General features: G+C 59.7%; 19 protein-coding genes and 1 pseudogene. 6 read left to right on the top strand and 14 right to left on the bottom strand.

The genetic code is table 11. From position 1 onward, the window contains the following. Positions 1-99: 99 nt before the first annotated feature. The 9 genes and pseudogenes from KW837_RS20910 to KW837_RS20870 form a co-directional block, all read right to left on the bottom strand. Positions 100-864 (bottom strand): ABC transporter ATP-binding protein, encoded by a 765-nt coding sequence (locus KW837_RS20910; RefSeq protein ID WP_007904656.1) that lies wholly within the window; start codon positions 862-864, stop codon positions 100-102. A 13-nt stretch (positions 865-877) separates the two neighbouring features. Continuing rightward, positions 878-1996, bottom strand: a complete 1119-nt coding sequence (locus KW837_RS20905; protein WP_218398369.1) for a succinylglutamate desuccinylase/aspartoacylase family protein — start codon at positions 1994-1996, stop codon at positions 878-880. Between the two features lie 12 nt (positions 1997-2008). Next, complete coding sequence (locus KW837_RS20900; protein WP_218398366.1) at positions 2009-2719, bottom strand: ABC transporter permease; 711 nt, start codon at positions 2717-2719, stop codon at positions 2009-2011. Beyond that, on the bottom strand, positions 2716-3444 hold the full coding sequence (locus tag KW837_RS20895; RefSeq protein WP_218398364.1) for an ABC transporter permease: 729 nt from the start codon (positions 3442-3444) through the stop codon (positions 2716-2718). The genes KW837_RS20900 and KW837_RS20895 overlap by 4 nt, the downstream gene beginning before the upstream one ends. A 56-nt stretch (positions 3445-3500) precedes the next feature. Beyond that, positions 3501-4283: a transporter substrate-binding domain-containing protein gene (locus KW837_RS20890; protein WP_218398362.1), complete on the bottom strand. Its 783-nt coding sequence runs from the start codon at positions 4281-4283 to the stop codon at positions 3501-3503. Positions 4284-4613: 330 nt separating this feature from the next. After that, positions 4614-6301: pseudogene (locus KW837_RS20885) on the bottom strand (ATP-dependent DNA ligase). Next, positions 6298-7329, bottom strand: a complete 1032-nt coding sequence (locus KW837_RS20880) for a ligase-associated DNA damage response exonuclease (RefSeq protein WP_218398361.1) — start codon at positions 7327-7329, stop codon at positions 6298-6300. Before KW837_RS20880 ends, KW837_RS20885 begins: the two are co-directional and overlap by 4 nt. 251 nt (positions 7330-7580) lie before the next feature. Then, positions 7581-10031: a penicillin acylase family protein gene (locus KW837_RS20875; RefSeq protein ID WP_218398359.1), complete on the bottom strand. Its 2451-nt coding sequence runs from the start codon at positions 10029-10031 to the stop codon at positions 7581-7583. Positions 10032-10242: 211 nt separating this feature from the next. Next, entirely contained in the window at positions 10243-10887 is a 645-nt protein-coding gene (locus KW837_RS20870) for a glutathione S-transferase N-terminal domain-containing protein (protein WP_218398357.1), read from the bottom strand. A 146-nt stretch (positions 10888-11033) separates the two neighbouring features. Here KW837_RS20870 and KW837_RS20865 point away from each other — a divergent pair, with 146 nt between their 5' ends. Continuing rightward, the gene (locus tag KW837_RS20865; RefSeq protein WP_218398355.1) at positions 11034-11591 is read left to right on the top strand and encodes a cysteine hydrolase family protein; all 558 of its coding nucleotides are present in this window, start codon (positions 11034-11036) and stop codon (positions 11589-11591) included. Positions 11592-11793: 202 nt separating this feature from the next. Here the strand turns inward: KW837_RS20865 and KW837_RS20860 are convergent, their stop codons facing one another. The 4 genes from KW837_RS20860 to KW837_RS20845 all read right to left on the bottom strand — a co-directional run bounded on the left by KW837_RS20860 (position 11794) and on the right by KW837_RS20845 (position 13677). Then, positions 11794-12003, bottom strand: coding sequence for an SEC-C metal-binding domain-containing protein (locus KW837_RS20860; RefSeq protein ID WP_007906737.1), 210 nt, complete (start codon positions 12001-12003; stop codon positions 11794-11796). A gap of 5 nt (positions 12004-12008) precedes the next feature. Further along, positions 12009-12494: an LEA type 2 family protein gene (locus KW837_RS20855; RefSeq protein WP_218398353.1), complete on the bottom strand. Its 486-nt coding sequence runs from the start codon at positions 12492-12494 to the stop codon at positions 12009-12011. A 204-nt stretch (positions 12495-12698) separates the two neighbouring features. Continuing rightward, positions 12699-13175, bottom strand: coding sequence for a YchJ family protein (locus KW837_RS20850; protein ID WP_218398351.1), 477 nt, complete (start codon positions 13173-13175; stop codon positions 12699-12701). A 4-nt stretch (positions 13176-13179) separates the two neighbouring features. Continuing rightward, positions 13180-13677 (bottom strand): DUF6231 family protein, encoded by a 498-nt coding sequence (locus KW837_RS20845; RefSeq protein ID WP_123499293.1) that lies wholly within the window; start codon positions 13675-13677, stop codon positions 13180-13182. Between the two features lie 201 nt (positions 13678-13878). On the opposite strand from KW837_RS20845, the gene KW837_RS20840 reads away from it, so the two are divergent. The 4 genes from KW837_RS20840 to KW837_RS20825 all read left to right on the top strand — a co-directional run bounded on the left by KW837_RS20840 (position 13879) and on the right by KW837_RS20825 (position 16571). Continuing rightward, positions 13879-14574, top strand: coding sequence for an OmpA family protein (locus KW837_RS20840; protein WP_218398349.1), 696 nt, complete (start codon positions 13879-13881; stop codon positions 14572-14574). Between the two features lie 90 nt (positions 14575-14664). Beyond that, the gene (locus KW837_RS20835) at positions 14665-15378 is read left to right on the top strand and encodes an OmpA family protein (RefSeq protein ID WP_008072767.1); all 714 of its coding nucleotides are present in this window, start codon (positions 14665-14667) and stop codon (positions 15376-15378) included. A gap of 163 nt (positions 15379-15541) precedes the next feature. Then, the gene (locus tag KW837_RS20830; RefSeq protein WP_218398347.1) at positions 15542-15820 is read left to right on the top strand and encodes a DUF1145 domain-containing protein; all 279 of its coding nucleotides are present in this window, start codon (positions 15542-15544) and stop codon (positions 15818-15820) included. After that, positions 15813-16571 carry a collagen-like protein gene (locus tag KW837_RS20825; protein ID WP_218398345.1) on the top strand — a complete coding sequence of 253 codons (759 nt, stop codon included), beginning with the start codon at positions 15813-15815 and terminating at the stop codon, positions 16569-16571. Before KW837_RS20830 ends, KW837_RS20825 begins: the two co-directional genes overlap by 8 nt. A 123-nt stretch (positions 16572-16694) precedes the next feature. Here KW837_RS20825 and KW837_RS20820 read toward each other — a convergent pair whose 3' ends face one another. Further along, complete coding sequence (locus tag KW837_RS20820; protein WP_218398343.1) at positions 16695-17159, bottom strand: CopD family protein; 465 nt, start codon at positions 17157-17159, stop codon at positions 16695-16697. Between the two features lie 98 nt (positions 17160-17257). Here KW837_RS20820 and dinG point away from each other — a divergent pair, with 98 nt between their 5' ends. Next, on the top strand, positions 17258-19402 hold the full coding sequence (gene dinG / locus KW837_RS20815; protein ID WP_218398340.1) for an ATP-dependent DNA helicase DinG: 2145 nt from the start codon (positions 17258-17260) through the stop codon (positions 19400-19402). Positions 19403-19483 lie beyond the last annotated feature (81 nt).

The following is a 19483-nucleotide window of genomic DNA, read 5'->3' as shown; positions in this document are numbered from 1 at the left end:
TAGGAGCGAGGCTTGCCCGCGAAGGCGTCCTTCCAGTCATATCAATGCGCAATGTGCCGACACCTTCGCGGGCAAGCCTCGCTCCTACAAGGGCGGAAGTTACTTCAGGTTGCCGCTGAGGAACTGCTTCAACCGCTCGCTCTTCGGGTTGCCCAGCACGTCTTCCGGCGCGCCTTCTTCTTCCACCAGCCCCTGGTGCAGGAACAGCACCTGGCTCGATACCTTACGGGCGAAGCTCATTTCGTGGGTGACCATGATCATGGTCCGGCCTTCTTCGGCCAGGCCCTGGATGACCTTGAGCACTTCGCCCACCAGTTCCGGGTCGAGCGCCGAGGTCGGTTCGTCGAACAGCATGACTTCCGGTTCCATGGCCAGTGCACGGGCAATGGCTACCCGCTGTTGCTGGCCGCCCGACAGGAACGCCGGGTACTGATCCGCTACGCGCGCCGCCAGGCCAACCTTGTCGAGGTAACGTCGGGCACGGTCTTCGGCCTCTTGCTTGCTGCAACCCAAGACCCGGCGCGGGGCCATGGTGATGTTTTCCAGCACCGTCATGTGGCTCCACAGGTTGAAGTGCTGGAACACCATGGCCAGGCGGGTGCGAATCCGCTGCAGCTCATCTGCATCGGCCACGCGCATGCCGTGACGGTCGTGGATCATGCGGATCGTCTGGCCATCCAGGCTCATGGCTCCGTCGTTGGGTTGTTCGAGAAAGTTGATGCAGCGCAAAAAGGTGCTTTTACCCGAGCCGCTGGCGCCGATCAGGCTGATGACGTCGCCGGTTTTGGCCTTGAGCGAAACGCCTTTGAGCACCTGATGATCGCCATAGCTTTTATGCAGGCCTTCAATGGTCAGTTTGTACATGGGGCATGCATCCTCAAGGCGAAAGTAGGTAGCCACTGCGATAGGCTTCGGTGCCCGCGACGTGGGCGATCACCATGCCGGCAGTGGCCATGCGTCGCAGCGAACGGGCGTACATCAGCCCGGCGGCGGTGCAATGAACAGGGGTGACGCGATCATTGATCGGGTCGATGACTTCGGCGATCAGTTGTCCGGCCTCCAGGTATTCCCCGGGCAGGGCCGTGAACACCAGCAGCCCGCCCACCGGCGTCGCCACCGGTTCAACGCCGGCCAGCGGGGTGGCCGGGTAGGGCAGTTCCGGTAATGGCGCCGGCTCACCGGCAATCGCGCCGAAATGAATCAGATAATCGATCAGCGCCTGGCTGTCGAGGCTGGCCAGCGGGTGATTGACGTCACCCTGGCCGCGTAATTCGACAGTGACTGAAAAACTGCCCAGCGGAATCTCGAACTGCTCGCCGAAGCGCTCTTTCAACTGCCACCAGAGCAGAGTGAAGCATTCATCGAACGATTGGCCACCCGAGTCGGTGGCCAGCAGGCTGGCTTCGGAACCGATGTAGCGCGCCAGCGGCTCGACCTGCGGCCAGGCCTCGGGCGTGGTGTAAAGGTGCGCCACGGCTTCGAAATCGCAATGCAGGTCCAGCACCATGTCTGCATCACAGGCCAGCCGTTGCAGGGTCAGGCGCTGGGATTGCAGTTGAGTGCCTGCGGTCTGCCGCGCCAACGCCTTGCGCAGGCTGTCGCGGATCAGTTCGAGGTTACATTGCGGATCGTCGCCGAGCAGGCCTTCGATCTCGTTGCCGACTTCTTCACTCAAGTCGACGAACCAGCGATTGAAGTTCTGCCCGCTTTCCAGCTCGTAGCGGCCCAGTGGAACGTCCATCAACACTTGTTCCAGGCCGACCGGGTTGGCCACGGGCACCAGTACGATTTCGCTGCGCAGCCGGCCGGCGGCTTCCAGCTCCGCCAGACGTCGCTTGAGGTGCCAGGCCACCAGCATGCCAGGCAATTCATCGGCATGCAGGGAGGACTGAATGTAAATCTTGCCTTTGGCCGACGACGGGCCGAAGTGGAAACTGTGAATCTGTCGCACGGTCCCCGGCAGCGGGGCCAGCAGGTCATGAATCTGGTGGCGCATGTACGAGTTGTCCTAGTGAGTCGGCCCGAGGAAGGCCAGCCATCGGCGTTCGGCGAGACGGAACAGGCCGACCAGCGCAAAGGTAACGGTCAGGTAGATCAGCGCGGCGATGCCGAACGACTGGAATGTCAGGAAGGTCGCAGAGTTCGCATCGCGAGCGACTTTCAATACATCCGGGATGGTCGCGGTGAACGCCACGGTGGTCGAGTGCAGCATCAGAATCACTTCGTTGCTGTAATAGGGCAACGAGCGACGCAGGGCTGACGGCATGATCACGTAGGCGTAGAGCTTCCAGCCTGACAGGCCGTAAGCCTTGGCCGCTTCGATTTCTCCGTGAGGCAGGCTGCGAATCGCCCCGGCGAAGATCTCCGTGGTGTAGGCGCAGGTGTTCAGGGCAAAGGCCAGGATCGTGCAGTTCATCGCATCGCGAAAGAACGCATCGAGGACCGGCTGGGCGCGCACGGCCGCCAGGCTGTAGATACCGGTGTAGCAAATCAGCAGCTGGATATACAGCGGTGTACCCCGGAACAGGTAGACGTAAAACTGCACTGGCCAGCGGATGTAGATCTTGGGCGAAACCCTGGCGATGGACAGCGGGATCGACGCCAGAAAGCCGATGAAGATCGAAGCGCTGAGCAGCCACAGGGTCATGGCCAGGCCGGTGATGTTGTAACCGTCGGTATAAAGGAAGGGTTTCCAGTATTCCTGCAAGAGTTCGATCATCGTACGGCCTCCCGGGAGCCGGCGGCGTAGCGGCGTTCGAGCCAGCGCAGGACGACGTTGGAGGCGCTGGTGATCAGCAGGTAAATCAGCGCAGCCAGCACCAGGAAATAGAACAGTTGATAAGTGCTTTTACCGGCGTCCTGCGCGGCTTTGACCAAGTCGGCCAGGCCGATGATCGAGACCAGCGCGGTGGCCTTGAGCATCACCATCCAGTTGTTGCCGATACCCGGCAGGGCGAAGCGCATCATTTGCGGGAACACCACGAAACGAAAACGCTGGCCGCGTTTGAGGCCGTAGGCGGTGGCGGCTTCGACCTGGCCCCGTGGCACGGCGAGGATCGCCCCGCGAAACGTTTCGGTGAAGTACGCACCATAAATGAAGCCCAGGGTGATGACCCCGGCGCTGAACGGGTTGATCTCGATGTATTCCCATTCCATGAAGTCGGTAAACGAGGTCAGCCAGGTTTGCAGACTGTAGAAGATCAGCAGCATCAGCACCAGGTCGGGCACCCCACGAATCAGCGTGGTGTAGAGCTGGGCCGGTACCCGCACCAGTTTGACTTTTGACAGCTTGGCACTGGCGCCCAGCAAGCCGAGCAAAACGGCCACCAACAGCGACAACACCGATAATTTGATGGTCATCCAGGTGCCTTCCATCAGCAACGGACCGAAGCCCTGGAGGCTGAAGGCTGAGAGCCCCAGGTTTTGTAATAGGTTTTCGAACATAAATCAGCAACCTGATCGGGTGAAAAAAGCGCCCATCGCGAGATGGGCGCCGGGCATTATTTGCCGCTGTACAGATTCAGATCGCCAAAGTGTTTCTTCTGAATGGTGGCGTAGGTGCCATCGTCGTGTAACGCTTTGATACCTTTATCCAAAAGTGCCTTGAGGTCTTTGTTACCTTTCGAGATACCGATCGCTGTTTTGGAAGGCAGCAATTCGCTGTCGACTGGCTTGCTGATTTCGTAATCGGTGCCTTTTGGCGACTTCAAGAAGCCCAGTTCGGCTTGCAGCATGTCCTGGATCGCTGCATCGAGACGGCCGGAAGTCAGGTCGGAATACACCTGATCCTGGTTCTGATAGGCCTGGGTTTTTACGCCAGCCTTGTCCAGCACCGCTTTGGCGTACGCTTCCTGGATGGTGCCTTGCTCGTAACCGACGGTTTTACCCTTCAGCGAAGCGACGTCTTCGGTCAGGCCGGAACCTTTCTTGAACACGTAAGCGGTTGGGCCGGAGAACAACTCGTTTGAGAAGTCGATGACTTTTTCGCGGGCCGGGGTGACGGTCATCGAAGAGATCACACCGTCGAATTTATTGGCTTTCAAGCCCGGAATCATGCCGTCGAAATCGCTTTCGACCCATTTGCACTTGACCTTCAGCTCGGCGCAAATGGCATTGCCCAGGTCGATGTCGAAGCCTACCAGGCTACCGTCGGCTGCTTTGGACTCGAACGGCGCGTAAGAAGGGTCAACGCCAAAACGCAATTCTTTGTATTCCTTGGCCAGCGCGGAGCCGGCAGCCATGCACAACGCCAGTGCAGAAAGGGTCAGCAATGCTTTTTTCATTATTCAATCCCTAAGAACCAATATGAGCGCTTGTGGCGCAGAAGTACTGTTACTGAAAAGCGTAAGACCTATTAAAAGTAGCAATTTCCGAACCAGAGTCCCGAACAAGCGTTTAAAAGGTAATACAAGAAGCGGCAAAGCGGGATTTTATGCACGAAAACGGGCATCGCCAGATCCCTGCGCCAGGATGGTGCTAAATGTGGGGAGAGGGCTTGTCCTAATGCCCAATCTGTCTGTAGGAGCGAGGCTTGCCCGCGAAGCTTTTGGCGTACCTGGGGACGCCTTCGCGGGCAAGCCTCGCTCCTACAGGATCAGCTCACCGAAATCAGGTCAGGCGAGCAAATCCTGCAATGTCGCCAAGTTGTCAGCGTCCTCCACCGACTTGTCCTGCCGCCAACGCAGCATCCTCGGGAACCGCACTGCAATCCCGCTCTTATGCCGCTTCGACAGGGCAATACCCTCGAATCCCAGCTCAAACACCAAAGTCGGTTTCACACTACTCACCGGTCCGAATTTTTCCACCGTGGTCTTGCGTACGATGCTGTCGACCTGACGCATTTCTTCGTCAGTCAACCCGGAGTAAGCCTTGGCGAAAGGCACCAGCGTTCGCTCGCGGGCAGAGGGAGGACCGTCCCACACCGCGAACGTGTAATCAGAGTAGAGGCTGGCCCGGCGGCCATGGCCCTGCTGGGCATAGATCAGCACCGCATCAACGCTGAACGGGTCGACTTTCCATTTCCACCACACGCCCATGTCCTTGGTCCGCCCGACGCCATACAGCGCATCGCGGGCCTTGAGCATCATGCCTTCGACGCCCAGTCTGCGGGAGGCTTCCCGTTGACGGCCAAGGTCGAACCAGTCTTCGCCGGTCAGCACCGGCGAGCTCATTAATACCGGGTTTGCGCAGTTGAGGATCAGTTGCTCCAGCTGAGTGCGGCGCGTGGCTTGAGTCTGGTTACGCCAATCCTCACCCTGCCATTCCAGCAGGTCATAGGCCAGGATCACCACGGGCACCTCATCGAGGATTTTCCTGCTCAGCGTTCTACGGCTGATCCGCTGTTGCAACAGCGCGAAGGGTTGCACGGCGGGTGACGACGTCGACTCGGGTCGAAGGCGTCCTCGGTGCCTGGTTGTGCGGTTTTCCAGGCGACGATTTCACCGTCAATCACCGTGCCGTCGGGTAAGTCATAAACCAGGCTGTCCAGTTCGGGGAAACGGTCACTCACCAATTCTTCACCACGCGACCAGATCCACAAGCGCCCGTCACGCTTGACCACCTGGGCGCGGATGCCGTCCCACTTCCATTCCACTTGCCATTGGCTGGCCGGTCCGAGCAGGTTTTCGAACTGTTCGACCGGGTGCGACAACGCATGGGCGAGGAAAAACGGGTAGGGCTGACCACCCCGTTGGGCATGCTCATTGGGTGATTCGGGGGCGATCAGCTTCAGGTAACTGGCGGCGCTTGGGCGGTTAGACAAATCGGTGTAACCCACCAGCCGCTGGGCCACGCGTTTGCTGTCGAGCCCAGCCATCGCCGCCAAGGCGCGGGTAACCAGCAATTTGGAGACCCCGACACGGAAACTGCCGGTGATCAGTTTGATGCACAGCATCAGGCTCTGGCGATCCAGTTGCGCCCACAAGGCGGGCAAGCATTCGGCGAGAGTCAGCGGGGGCGCGTTACGCAGCGGCAGCAGTTTGTCTTCAATCCACACGGCCAGGCCATCGGTAGAGGTGTGGGACATTTCGGGCAGCACCAGCGAAATGGTTTCCGCCAGATCACCGACGGCCTGATAACTCTCTTCGAACAACCAGGGTGGGAGCCCGGAAAACGCTGTGGCCATTTCCCGCAGCATTCGTACCGGCACCAATTGTCGAGGGCGCCCACCGGACAGAAAGTACACCGCCCAGGCGGCATCTTCGGGTGCGGCCTGGGCGAAATAGCTCTGCATCGCCGCCAGTTTGGCGTTGCTCGAGGTGGTGGCGTCGAGTTCGGCATACAAGTCGGCGAAGGCTTTCATGCCAGCACCTCGGCGCTCTCGGGTTCGAGGACTGTGGTTTCTTCATCATCGCCATATTCGGTGCTGAAACTCATGGCATCCAGGCCTTGTTCGCGCAGATAGCGCACCAATACCCCGATCGAACCATGGGTGACGATCACGCGTTCGGCTCCGGTTTGTTCGATGGCCCAAAGCAGGCCGGGCCAGTCGGCGTGATCCGATAGCACAAAGCCGCGGTCCACACTGCGCCGGCGCCGTGTACCGCGCAAGCGCATCCAACCGCTGGCGAAGCCATCGCTGTAATCACCGAAACGCCGTACCCAAGGGCTGGCACCCGCCGAAGGAGGCGCGAGGACCAAGGCCTTGCGCATCATCGGGTCATGCTTTTTAACGTCGCCGGCATAGACCGTTGGCGGTAAATAAATGCCGCTCTGACGATAAATCCGATTGATGGGTTCAACCGCGCCGTGGACCAGAATGGGGCCGAGGCTGGCATCGATGCCGTGGAGAATCCGCTGGGCCTTGCCGAAGGCATAGCAGAACAGCACGCTGGTCTTGTCGGCCGCCGCATTGGCCCGCCACCACTGATTGATCTCGGCAAAGATCTGCGTCTGGGGTTGCCAGCGGTAAATCGGCAGGCCGAACGTCGATTCCGTGATGAACGTATGGCAACGCACCGGTTCGAATGGCGCACAGGTGCCATCGGGCTCGGTCTTGTAATCCCCCGAGGCGACCCAGACTTCCCCGCCATATTCCAGACGTACCTGGGCGGAGCCGAGTACGTGGCCCGCGGGGTGAAAACTCAGTTTTACACCGCGGTGCAGCAATGGCTCGCCATAAGGCAAGGTTTGCAGGTTGATGTCCTGGCCCAGACGCGCACGCAGGATGCCTGCACCCGGCGCCGCGGCCAGATAATGTTGATTGCCATGGCGAGCATGGTCGCTGTGGGCGTGGGTGATGATCGAGCGTTCGACCGGCTGCCATGGGTCGATATAGAAATCACCGGGCGGGCAGTACAAACCTTCAGGACGAGCGATAACAAGGTCCATGTTGTTACCCAAATGGAGAGGCCTGTTAGCTAGGAGGTTCGCGCGAGACGAGAAGTTCTATTTATTTTGGGGAAGATGGAGGCGTTAAACAGGCCGCTTTCGCGAGCAAGCCCGCTCCCACATTCAATCGAGTTCTGCCAGAAAGAATGCGATCAAATGTGGGAGCGGGCTTGCTCGCGAAGACGGCGGCACATTCAACATCAATGGGACCGGCAGCATGCTTTCGCGAGCAAGCCCGGTCCCACTCGAGGTTACTTGCCAGGCGTCAGCGTCAACCGCGTCTTGCCATACACCTTGTCAAAGTTCTGTGGCTGCATCGGCAGGCTGATGTATTGCCCCTTGAGCCATGGCTCGACGCTGTCGAGATAGTGCGCGCTGGCCGGGTTGCCGGACTGGCCGCTACCGTTCTGGCCCATCAGTGGTTCGGCCTGGCCGAAATCGACGATAAAGCGCATGGCCGGCGCCAGCGTGGTGTTGAAGTCCTGGCCCCAGGTGAACGCGGCGGTGTTGAGCGTGGTGTGGTCGCCGCCGGCTGCCAGCGGACCGCGCACGGTCTGGCCGCTGGCGTTCTTCCATTCGTAGCGATGCAGTTTGCCCCACTGCCAGGCTTTGTGATCGCCACCCAACTGGCTGTCACCCGCACTGATCGCGGCCGCGAGGCTACGGGCGAGAATCGCCGGTTTGTCTTCTTTCTGGGAGGTGCGCAGGTCGTCCCAGAACGGACTGTCCTCACGGCTCAGCAGATGATCGGCCTGCGCCGCGTAGGACAACTTGCCGTTGGCGATAAAGGCTTTCCACGCCGGGCTGCTTTCCGGGCCCAGTTCGTCGAGGAAAATCTGTTTAGTGCTTTCCTGCAGGAACAGCTCGTAAATCGCCGCGTCGGCGGAGGTCGGGCTGAGTTTGCCGTCGAAAGCCATCAAGCGCGTATAAGCCTCGCGAGCCTTGCCGCGATCGGCCACCGGCAACGCTTCGATGGCTTGCTTGAGTGGCTGGGACATGCCCGGTGCTTCAAACATCTTCTTCAGCTTGGCAGCGAAGGTGGTGGTCTGGTCGTATTGCATGGCGATCAGGCTACGCGTGTCGTGTTTGCCGACGCCCGCCAGTTCGGCCATGCGTTCACCGCGCTCCGGCGCCGACCAGGAATTGGACAGCTGCATGCCGTAGCCATGGGGAATGACCCGCTGGTTGGCGGTGCCGAGCCAGCCTTGAGCCGGGTCCTGGTCATACGGATGGAGCATCGGGTCGGCGTAACCGTCCCAGTCGTAACGACCTTCCCAGCCCGGCGACGGCAGCAAGCCTTCGCCTTCGCGACGGTTCGGGTAGCGACCGGTGACTTGCCAACCGATGTTGCTGGCATCGGCAAACACCAGATTCAGGGCGATGGCGCGTATTTCACGGCTGGCGTCCGAGGCTTTCTCGACGCTCTGCGCTCGAGACAGGTCGAAAAACGCATCCAGGGTTTTGTCGTCGGTGAAGTTCGGCGTCTGCAAGGCCAGGCCGAAACCATTCGCCAGTGCAGTGCCTTGGGCGCTGTTGAGCAGCGACCCGTGGCGGGTTTCGTACACCGCTTCGCGAATCGGCTTCTGGCCTTTGACGAAGTAGGTTTCGTTGCGCACGATCACCGGCTGCCATTTGCCGCTGACTTCGTAGGAAAGGCCGTTGCCCTGGCGTTTGATTTTTTCCAGGAACAGGTCCTGGTTGTCGCCCATGACCGTGGTCATGCTCCACGCCACTTTGCCGTTGAAACCACCGAGCACCATCGGTAGCCCGGCAATGGTCACGCCGGAGGCCTGGTATTTCGGCGCGCGAATCTGCACGTAGCTGAACAGCGACGGCACGCCCAGCGGCCCATGGCTGTCGCTGGCCAACAGGCTTTTGCCGCTGCGGCTGCGCTGCGGGGCAATCGCCCAGTTGTTCGAAGACGTGGCGCCCAGCAGATTCAGGTCGGACAGTTGGCCCGTGGCTTTGCTGATTTCGCTCAGCCCCGGGATTTGCCCATTGAGTTTGATGCCCTGAAGTTTTTCCGCTTCTGCGACTGGCAGTTTTTCATCGGGAGCGGACGGTGCAAGCCACGCCAGCTTGTCGGTACTGACTGTCTGGGCCAGCATCAATGAGGAAATTTCTTCCGGCAGGTTCGCCGATTGACTGAAATTCAGCAGGCAGAAAATCAGCGCCGAATCTTCCGGTTTCCAGTACTCAGGCTTGTAGCCAGTGGCGGCCAGGTCCGCAGGCAATTTGTCGCGGTAGCGGAACAGGTAGGCGTTGACCCCACGGGCATAGACTTCGAAGAAACGCTTGAGGCGCGGCGAAGAGGCTTTGTACAGCTCACCCGCACTTTTCTTCAGATTGACCGCACGCATGTAGCGGTCGGCGTCGAGCAAGTCCGAACCGGACATCTCCGCCAGACGGCCCTGGGCCAGCAAACGCAGAGTGACCATTTGGCTGATGCGGTCGCTGGCATGCACGTAACCGAGGGTGAACAGCGCATCGTGGAAGCTGTTGCTCTCAATCAGCGGCATGCCCATGGCATTGCGCCGAATCGAAACGTTCTGCGCCAGGCCCTTGAGCGGTTGCACGCCGGAGGTCGGCGGGAGGGTGTCTTGAGTGTTCCAGGTCTGACAACCGGTCAGGCTTAAAACACCGGCCACTGCTGCGGCAACGCCGAACCGGGGAAGAAAATGTGTGAGGGCTGGCGAGGCCATGGCAAAGCTCCTGCGGGGGTAGTGACGCAATAAAGGCGCTACGTTAGTGAGCAGGAGGAAGCCGCGCAAGCGGGGTATGGGGTTATTTCAGGAATTGTTTGTGGAACGCAAAAAAGATCGCAGCCTCGTTTCACTCGACAGCTCCTACAGGGCATGCAAAACCGTGTAGGAGCTGTCGAGTGAAACGAGGCTGCGATCTTTTGATCTTCTATCAGGATTTAGGCGGATTGACCTTGGCCACCAGCGCATATGCCTTCACCGTCGCCGGGCGGTTCTGGATGTGGGTGAACCAGCGCAATACGTTGGGGAAGTCTTCCAGGTTCTGGCTTTGCCACTTGTGAGAAACGATCCACGGGTAGATCGCCATGTCGGCAATGCTGTATTCGCTGCCGGCGACAAAGTCATCGTTGGCCAGTTGCTTGTCGAGCACCCCATAGAGGCGGGCGGTTTCGTCGATGTAGCGCTTGATCGCGTAGGGGATTTTCTCTGGTGCGAATTGGCTGAAGTGATGATTTTGCCCGGCCATTGGCCCCAGTCCACCCATCTGCCAGAACAACCATTGCAACGCTTGCTGGCGTCCGCGCAGATCCTTGGGCAGGAACTTGCCGGTTTTCTCCGCGAGGTACAGCAGAATCGCCCCCGACTCGAACAGTGCCAACGGTTCACCGCCATCGGCCGGCTCATGATCGACGATGGCCGGGATTTTATTATTCGGCGAGATCTTCAGGAATTCGGGTTTGAACTGGTCGTTCTGGCTGATGTTGATCGGGTAAACGTTGTACGGCAGGCCGGCTTCTTCCAGGAATATCGAAATCTTGTGCCCGTTGGGGGTGGTCCAGTAATACAAGTCGATCATGAAGTACTCCAAATCAAGAGATATCGTCAGGTACGGACAGCGACCGCCGGCATCAGGTCGTCCTGTTTGCGTTTGATGGCTTGCCAGCAGGAAGAGGTGATGCTGAAGTGCGGGAAATTCAATGCCCCAGCAGGAGAAAAGTCGGCATGGAGCTCAAGACAAACGCGGCGCTGATCATCATCGATCAACAAAAAGGCATTCTGCATCCCAAACTGGGTCGTCGAAACAACCCTCAGGCCGAAGCGCGCATCCTGGAATTGTTGGGGCATTGGCGCCGAACCGGGCGGCCGGTGATTCATGTGCAGCACCTGTCCCGCTCAGAGGATTCAGTGTTCTGGCCGCAGCAATCGGGGGTGGAATTTCAGGAGCGTTTTCAACCCTTGGCTGACGAGTACCTGATTCAGAAGCAAGTGCCGGATGCCTTTTGTTCCACGGGGCTGGAGGCGCGTTTGCGCGAGGCGGGGATCGATCAGTTGATCATCGTTGGCGTGGCGACCCACAACTCGGTGGAGTCCACAGCGAGAACGGCCGGGAATCTGGGGTTTGAAGCGTGGGTTGCTGAGGATGCGTGCTTTACCTTCGATAAAGCGGATTACTTTGGCAATGCTCATTCAGCCGAGGAAGTGCATGCGATGTCGCTGGGTAATTTGCATGGCGAATATGCGACGGTGATCAGTACGGATCAAATCCTGAGCGACGACTGAAAACCTGTAGGAGCGAGGCTTGCCCGCGAAAGCGATTTAACTGACAGATTGATAGTGAATGTGCCGCCGTCTTCGCGAGCAAGCCCGCTCCCACACTCGATCTGCGCCAGTCACACATTGTGTGAACACAGCAGATCCAATGTGGGAGCGGGCTTGCTCGCGAAGGCGATTCAACAGGCGAAAAAGATATCCGCCCGAAGCATCAAGCGCCGTGGCACTTCTTGAATTTCTTGCCGTTGCCGCATGGGCAAGGGTCGTTGCGGCCGACGTCTTTCAAGGCATTGCGCACCGGTTCCTGGTGGGCGTGGCCGCAGTTCGGGCCGTGGACATGGCCATGGTCGTGATCATGGTGATCGTGATGGTCATGATCGTGGTTGCAGTCAGGGCCATGGACATGAGGTTGCTGGGTCATCGGGCTTACTCCGGAATTAGATCGGCGGCGATTATCACGCCATTACGCGCCAGGTGCACGTAGTGCGCGATGAATAAGCCGGTTTCCAGTTCACCTTCCAGACGATAGGGAATGGGTTGGTCGGGTTTTTTCAGCAGCTTGACCAGGTCCCGGACTTTCGGCCACAGGTTGGTGCGGATCGGTACTTTAAAATAAGCACTGCGTTTGGGGCCGACCGTGAACCAATGTTCGTACTCGCCTTCGGTCAGCAGTATGTCCCCCAAGTGAATGCGATATTCCAGGGCACGCACCGTCAGGTCTTGGTCATTGGGATTGTCGACGCGAAAATGCAGCAGGAATTTCTGCTCCAGTAGTTTGGCCCGGACCACCTCGACCTTGACCAGATGCACCTGCGGCTCCGGCAAGTCGTCGTCGAACCACGACGCACAGCCGCCGAGCCCCAAAAGCAGGAGCAGGGTGAGCAGCTGTAATGTGCGCCGCCGGGTGTTCATGGTCGTGTTTCTCCCTTTGTAGCAGCTGTCGAGCCTTGGCGAGGCTGCGTTCGGCTGCGCAGCAGTCGTGAATCCGGCTGACGCGGTTTGCCTGAAGCACCGCAAGTTCTGGTTTGACGACTGCTTCGCAGCCGAACGCAGCCTCGCAAGCTCGACAGCTGCTACGGCCGAACGCAGCCTTCGCCAGCTGCTAAAGGGATCACCTCAAGCGCCAAAGTAGCTCGCGCAGCACTTCTTGAACTTCTGCCCGCTGGCGCACGGGCACGCATCGTTGCGTCCGGCCTTGAGTGACACGGTGGGGTCGATGAAATACCAGTGGCCGGCGTTCTGTACAAATGAGGAACGTTCGCGGTGGCTGTGTTCGCCGCTGCTGTCGTGCCAGCGAGCGGTGAAGGTGACGAAAGCGTGCTCTGGCTGACCGCCGAAGACTTCGGCACTTTCCACCTCCAGGCCCAGCCAGGTGCTTTGGGCGCTCCAGTCGCTGATCGACTGGCGATCCAGGCCGGCCTGTTGTGCGGGCAGGGTGGTCGTTACCAGATAGTCAATCAACCCCAGTACATAGGCGCTGTAGCGCGACCGCATCAAGACTTCGGCGCTGGGGGCGGGGTGGCCGGCGTGGTAATGGCCACAGCAGGCATCGAGCAGCGTGCCGCTACCGCAAGGGCAAATGGATGTACTCATTGCGTTACCACCAATATTTCCCGAAGTTTTCCGGATTGGCCCAGAAGCGTGAGTTAAGCCAGTCGGGCACCTGTTTATAGTCAAGCAGATCGTAGGTAAACAGGGTCAGTACTTGATCATCGCGCTGGAAGCGTTCACTGGCTTGCAGCGCCAGGGAGAAAAAGTCCGTCTCCTGCCAACCGCATGCCGGCAAGTCGGCCAGCACCGCAATGCGACTGGCATTGAGGTTGCGTATCCCGCCGAGCAGATTCAGGCCGTCGCGCTTGGGCAAATGTTCGAGGCAATCGACCACCAGCGCCAGATCAAACCGTTGCGCCGCCAGTTCGGCGGGCAGTGGCCCGGGTGCAGCAAAGGCGACGATGCTGTCCGGGTGTGCGAGTTTGAATGCCTCAAGCGCGGGGAATTCGCTGGCGCCAATCAGTAACAGACGCGCCGGGGCATAACGATCAAGCAAAGCGGCCAACGCCTGCTGGGGCGTGCGCGAAGAAATACCTGCAATCATCGAAGATCCTCAATCAGAGCGCCAAGATTAGCCTGCCCCAACGTCCGGGCCTAGCGTCCCTTCTGGCGGGTTTAACCAAAAAGCGCCGATCTTCCGTGAACACGGGGCAAAACAGCAATGGCCTATTGCTGGCGGAGATTAAAAGTCGGGTCTTTACTCCCTAGAATCGGTTTTAAGCCGATCCCTCAGGAGAAGAACTAGATGAGCATAATTCGGACAGCATTACCCTTGGTTCTGCTAACCAGTGTGTTGACTGGTTGCGCAGGTTTGCAGAAAACCGACTGGCCGTCCTGTGCGGCGGTCGGTGGTGTCATCGGTGCGGGGCTCGGCGCGACCGAAAGCTCGGCATGGGCGGGGTATGGCGCGCTGCTGGTCGGCGGCACGGCAGCCGCTTATTGCTGGGTGCATGGTGACGGCGACGAAGACGGCGATGGCGTACCGGACAGCCGCGACAAGTGCCCGGGTACACCTAAAGGCGTGCGGGTCGATGCCGACGGCTGCCCTCCACCTGCGCCTGCGCCGGTGGTCGAGGAGGCGGCGGTGGTCAAGGAAGAAGTCATCGTTATCCGTGATGTGCACTTCCAGTTCGACTCGGCCAAGCTCACCCCTGCCGATAAGGACGTACTCAGCACCATTGCCACGCGCCTGAAACAGGAATCCTCCACCGCCCAACTGACCGTCACCGGTCATACCGACAGTGTCGGCAGTGATGCCTACAACCAGAAACTGTCGGATAGACGCGCCCATTCAGTGGTGGAATACCTGATTTCCCAAGGCGTGCCACGCAGCAGTTTCGTGTCTGTGACCGGTGCTGGTGAAAGCCAACCGGTGGCCGATAATAAAACCGCTGACGGCCGTTCGATGAATCGGCGCACGGAAATCAAAATCAACCGCTAGGCCTCTCCCGTTCCGCGGCTTGTACAGTCGCGGATGCGGGTCTTTACTCCTGTGTGACCGGTATGGGCCGGTGACACAGGAGCATTCACAATGAGCGTTCTCACAAGGACCGTCTTGCCGGTTCTGCTGCTTGGCAGTCTTCTGACCGGTTGTGCGACTCACAGCGATGGCACCGCCCCCCTCAATCAACGTACCTGGCCGATCTGCAGCGTCCTGGGTGGACTGGTCGGCGGTGGTTTGGGCGCGATCGAAAGTAGTGCCTGGGCAGCGGGTGGGGCAGCGCTCGGGATCTTGACCGGTGGCCTGATCTGTTACGCCCAGGATGGCGATGAAGACGATGATGGCGTCTTCGATCGACGTGATCGTTGCCCCGATACGCCTGCCGATACCCCTGTCGAACATCACGGTTGCCCGCTGCCGCAATACCCGGCCAGCGTGAAACCTGTTGAAGCACCGGTCTCCGAAGTCATCACCCTGAACGGCAACGTGCTGTTCGCGTACAACCAATCCGAGCTGATGCCCCAAGCGCGCAGTGAGCTGGATTCGTTGATGGCCAAATTGCAGAACACCGATGTGGTGAGCATTAAAGTCATCGGTCATACCGACAGCCAGGGTTCGGACGCCTATAACCAGAAACTGTCGGAACGTCGTGCCAGCAGCGTCGCGGCCTACCTGTTGAGCCAGGGAGTCGCGCCAGACAAACTCACCAGCGAAGGCCGGGGCGAAAGCCAGCCGGTGGCCGATAACGACACGGAAGAAGGACGGGCGCAAAACCGCCGCGTGGAATTGCACATCAATCGCTAAGCTCTGTGACTAATAACCGCGTGATAGAGCCGTCGGGCAACGATTCGGGTTGATCCGGCGGCCAATCCGCGACCTTCGGGAAGAATTTTTTGTTGCCCTCTGGCTTATCCCGCGTGGAAGCCGTTACTGTGCGTGCAAAGAATAATTCTCAACGGAGGAGCGTATGAAGGTGTTTTGGGGGCTGGGGAAGTTGTTGACCCTGCTGTTCTGGCTGGTGGCGCTGGCCAATCTGCTCATACCATTTATTCATCCGTTTCACCTGCTGATCAATTTTGCAGGCACTGTGTTGGCAGGGCTCCATCTTCTGGAGCTGGTGTTCTGCAATCGCAGCCTCAAAGGTCGAGCCCATCCTTGGCGTGATCGCCTGAAGATTGTCTTTTTCGGCGTTTTCCACCTGCAAACCATTCCGGCCCCGGCCGCTTCGAAGGCCTCCCATGCGTAAACTCTGTCTGCTCGCTGCATTTATCAGCCCATTGGCCTGCGCGCAGGTGGTGAGCGTCGAAACCAACTCGCTGATGCGCTTGCCCAACACCACCAGTACCTTGCAACTGGAACGGCTGGAAGTCGCCGATTACGGGACTTTGCTGATTCCCTCGAACGTGACCGAAGTGACGGTCGGCGAGCTGCACCTGGGGCGCGACGCGCGGATTGCCATTGTGCCGAGCGAACAAGCTCTGGCGTTGAAGGTCAGCCGTGCCGAATTGGCCGAAGGCAGTCAGATCACTGCACGTGGCGCGCCGGGGACTTACCTCAAGGCCGCTCGCTCCGGGCGCAATCTGGATTTGCAGATCAAAGCGTTGAACGCGCCGCAATTGTCGGTTGACGCTCGCGGTGGCGCGGGTGCTCCAGGTTTTGTCGGCCTTGATGGGGCTAATGGTCAAGCACCGGGTTGTACCTGGGGCCAGGCCGGTCGCGGCGCCGATGGCAGTAATGGCAGTGACGGCCAGCCGGGAGCGCCAGGAGCGCTGGTTCGGCTGGAAGTGCCGCGTGATTACCCTGCGCAGCAGATCAAGGTCGAGGTCGCAGGCGGGGTTGGTGGCGCGGCAGGTCCGGGGGGTAAACCTGGCGCGGGCGGCAAGGCCAAGGGCTGCGTCGTCTATAAAGCCGATGGCGGCAAGAGCGGTCGTCCTGGTGCCGACGGTCAGCCGGGGCCTGCGGGAGTGGCGGGTTCAGTGACGATTCAGCGGTTGTAAGTGGTTTCTGAAATGTTTGTTGTCTGACAGATAGCTTTCGCGGGCAAGCCTCGCTCCTACAGATTTTGCGTTGGTTCGCGAACGACATGAATCCTGTAGGAGCGAGGCTTGCCCGCGAAGCTTTTAGAGCATCGGCCGAGCCGCCGCAATCGCCACCAGCACCAATCCGACTATCAGATTGATCCCCACCAACCGACGAATCTTCCCCAGCACCGCCGCACCCGTCGGCCAATCCTGAGCCGCCACCGCCGTGCGCAGTTCCGGCAGCAACAACGCCTGAATCCGGATAAACAGCGCCGTCATCACCACATACAATCCCATCATCACCTGCACATACCGCGGCGCCGCTTCAAACCCCGCGAACTGCAGATGAATCATGCCCACACCGCTGATCGGCAAAAGCACCACCGCGATCCAGACCCAGCGGAAAAAACCTTGAAACACTTCCACCCACAGCTTCAATCGGGCAGGGCCTTCCAGCGCCTTCATCGCCGCGGGGCGCAAGACCATCCAGGCGAAAAACATGCCGCCGACCCACACCAGGGCAGCGATGACATGCAGGGTATAAACGATGCCAAAAGGTGTCATTGAGGTACTCCGTTCTGCGCGGGATTAAATAGCGGGGTATGATAGCGGCCGATCCGAAGTACTGAAAATTTATCCAGCCTTTTTGCGCCCGACAATCCATGATCAGCACTGAACTCAAAACCACGATCCAGGGCGCCTATTCGCGTTTTCTCGAAGCCAAGAGCCTCAAGCCGCGCTACGGCCAACGCCTGATGATCGCTGAAATTGCCAAAGTCCTCGGTGACATCGACACCGACGACGAAGGCCGGCGCAGTGGCGACCCCGCGATTGTCGCGGTGGAAGCCGGCACCGGTACCGGCAAAACCGTGGCCTACAGCCTGGCGGCCATCCCTGCCGCGAAGGCCGCCGGCAAGCGTCTGGTGATCGCCACGGCCACCGTGGCCCTGCAAGAGCAGATCGTCTACAAGGATTTGCCCGACCTGATGCGCAACAGCGGGCTGAATTTCAGCTTCGCCCTGGCCAAGGGCCGGGGGCGCTACATGTGCCTGTCCAAGCTGGATATGTTGCTCCAGGAAGGTCATGCGCAGACTGCCACCGCGCAGCTGTTCGAAGAAGAAGGCTTCAAGATCGAGGTCGATGAGGCCAGCCAGAAGCTGTTCACCAGCATGATCGAGAAGCTCGCCGGCAATAAGTGGGACGGCGACCGCGACAGTTGGTCCACCGCACTGGAAGACGCCGATTGGGCACGCCTGACCACCGATCACAGCCAGTGCACCAACCGTCATTGCCCGAACTTCGGTCAGTGCGCCTTCTACAAGGCCCGCGAAGGCATGGGCAAAGTTGACGTGATTGTAACCAACCACGACATGGTCCTGGCCGACCTGGCCCTGGGCGGCGGTGCGGTTTTGCCGGACCCGCGTGACACCATCTACGTGTTCGACGAAGGCCACCACCTGCCGGACAAGGCCATCGGCCACTTCGCGCATTACACCCGTTTGCGTTCCACCGCCGACTGGCTGGAAACCACCGCCAAGAACCTCACCAAATTACTCGCCCAGCACCCGCTGCCGGGCGATCTGGGCAAGTTGATCGAGCAGGTGCCGGAGCTGGCCCGGGAGATCAAGACCCAGCAGCAGTTCATGTTCAGCGCCTGCGAGCAAGCCGCCGACTTCAAACCCGGCGAAGACGTCGAAGGCCGCGAGCGGCCACGTCACCGTTTCGTCGGCGGGGTGATTCCCGAGCACATGCGCGAAATGGGCATTGAGTTGAAGAAGGGCTTTGCCCGCCTGACCGATTTGTTTACCCGCCTCACCGAACTGCTCAAGGAAGGTATGGACGGCGAGGTCAACATCGGCATCGCCAGCAATCAGGCCGAAGAGTGGTATCCGCTGTTCGGCAGCCTGTTGTCGCGCTCTTCGGGCAACTGGGAGCTGTGGACCGCTTTCACCGTCGAAGACCCGGAAGACAACCCGCCCATGGCCCGTTGGCTGACCCTGGCCGAAAGCGGTTCGCTGTTCGACATCGAGGTCAATGCCAGCCCGATCCTCGCGGCGGATATGCTCCGGCGCAATCTGTGGAACGTGGCTTACGGGGCGCTGGTGACATCGGCGACCCTGACCGCTCTGGGCACCTTCGACCGCTTCCGCATGCGTGCCGGCCTGCCTAAAACAGCCGTGACCGCCGTGGTCCCGAGCCCGTTTCATCACGCCGACGCCGGTGTGTTGCGGGTGCCGGACCTGAAAGCCGACCCGCGTGACGCGCCGGCTCACACCGCGGCGATCATTCGCGACCTGCCGCAACTGGTAGAAGGTTCCCGTGGCACCCTGGTGCTGTTCTCATCGCGTAAACAGATGCAGGACGTGTTCGACGGCCTGGACCGCGACTGGCGTAAGCAAGTGTTCATTCAAGGCAATCTGTCGAAGCAGGAAACCCTGAACAAGCACAAGGCGCGGGTCGATGGCGGGGATTCCAGCGTGCTGTTCGGCCTGGCGAGTTTCGCCGAAGGCGTGGATTTGCCCGGTGCGTACTGCGAGCACGTGGTGATCGCCAAGATTCCGTTCTCGGTGCCCGACGATCCGGTCGAAGCGGCGCTGGCGGAATGGATCGAGGCCCGTGGCGGCAATCCGTTCATGGAAATCTCCGTGCCGGACGCCTCGCTGAAACTGGTCCAGGCCTGCGGTCGCTTGCTGCGGACCGAAGAAGACCGGGGCACCATCACCTTGCTCGACCGTCGTCTGGTCACGCAGCGCTACGGCAAAGCTATTCTCAATGCATTGCCGCCATTTCGTCGTGAAATTTCCTGATGCACCGGTGGGCAAATAAGCCCACCGCGTTGTCTACCTCACTGCCACCGCTTTTCCACTGGCCCATTGATGGTCGCTTGG

It is taken from the genome of Pseudomonas sp. PDM24, from assembly GCF_019218905.1.
Lineage (GTDB): Bacteria > Pseudomonadota > Gammaproteobacteria > Pseudomonadales > Pseudomonadaceae > Aquipseudomonas.
Note: the sequence above shows the minus strand (reverse complement) of the source record. Positions and strands in the feature narration are given on the sequence as shown.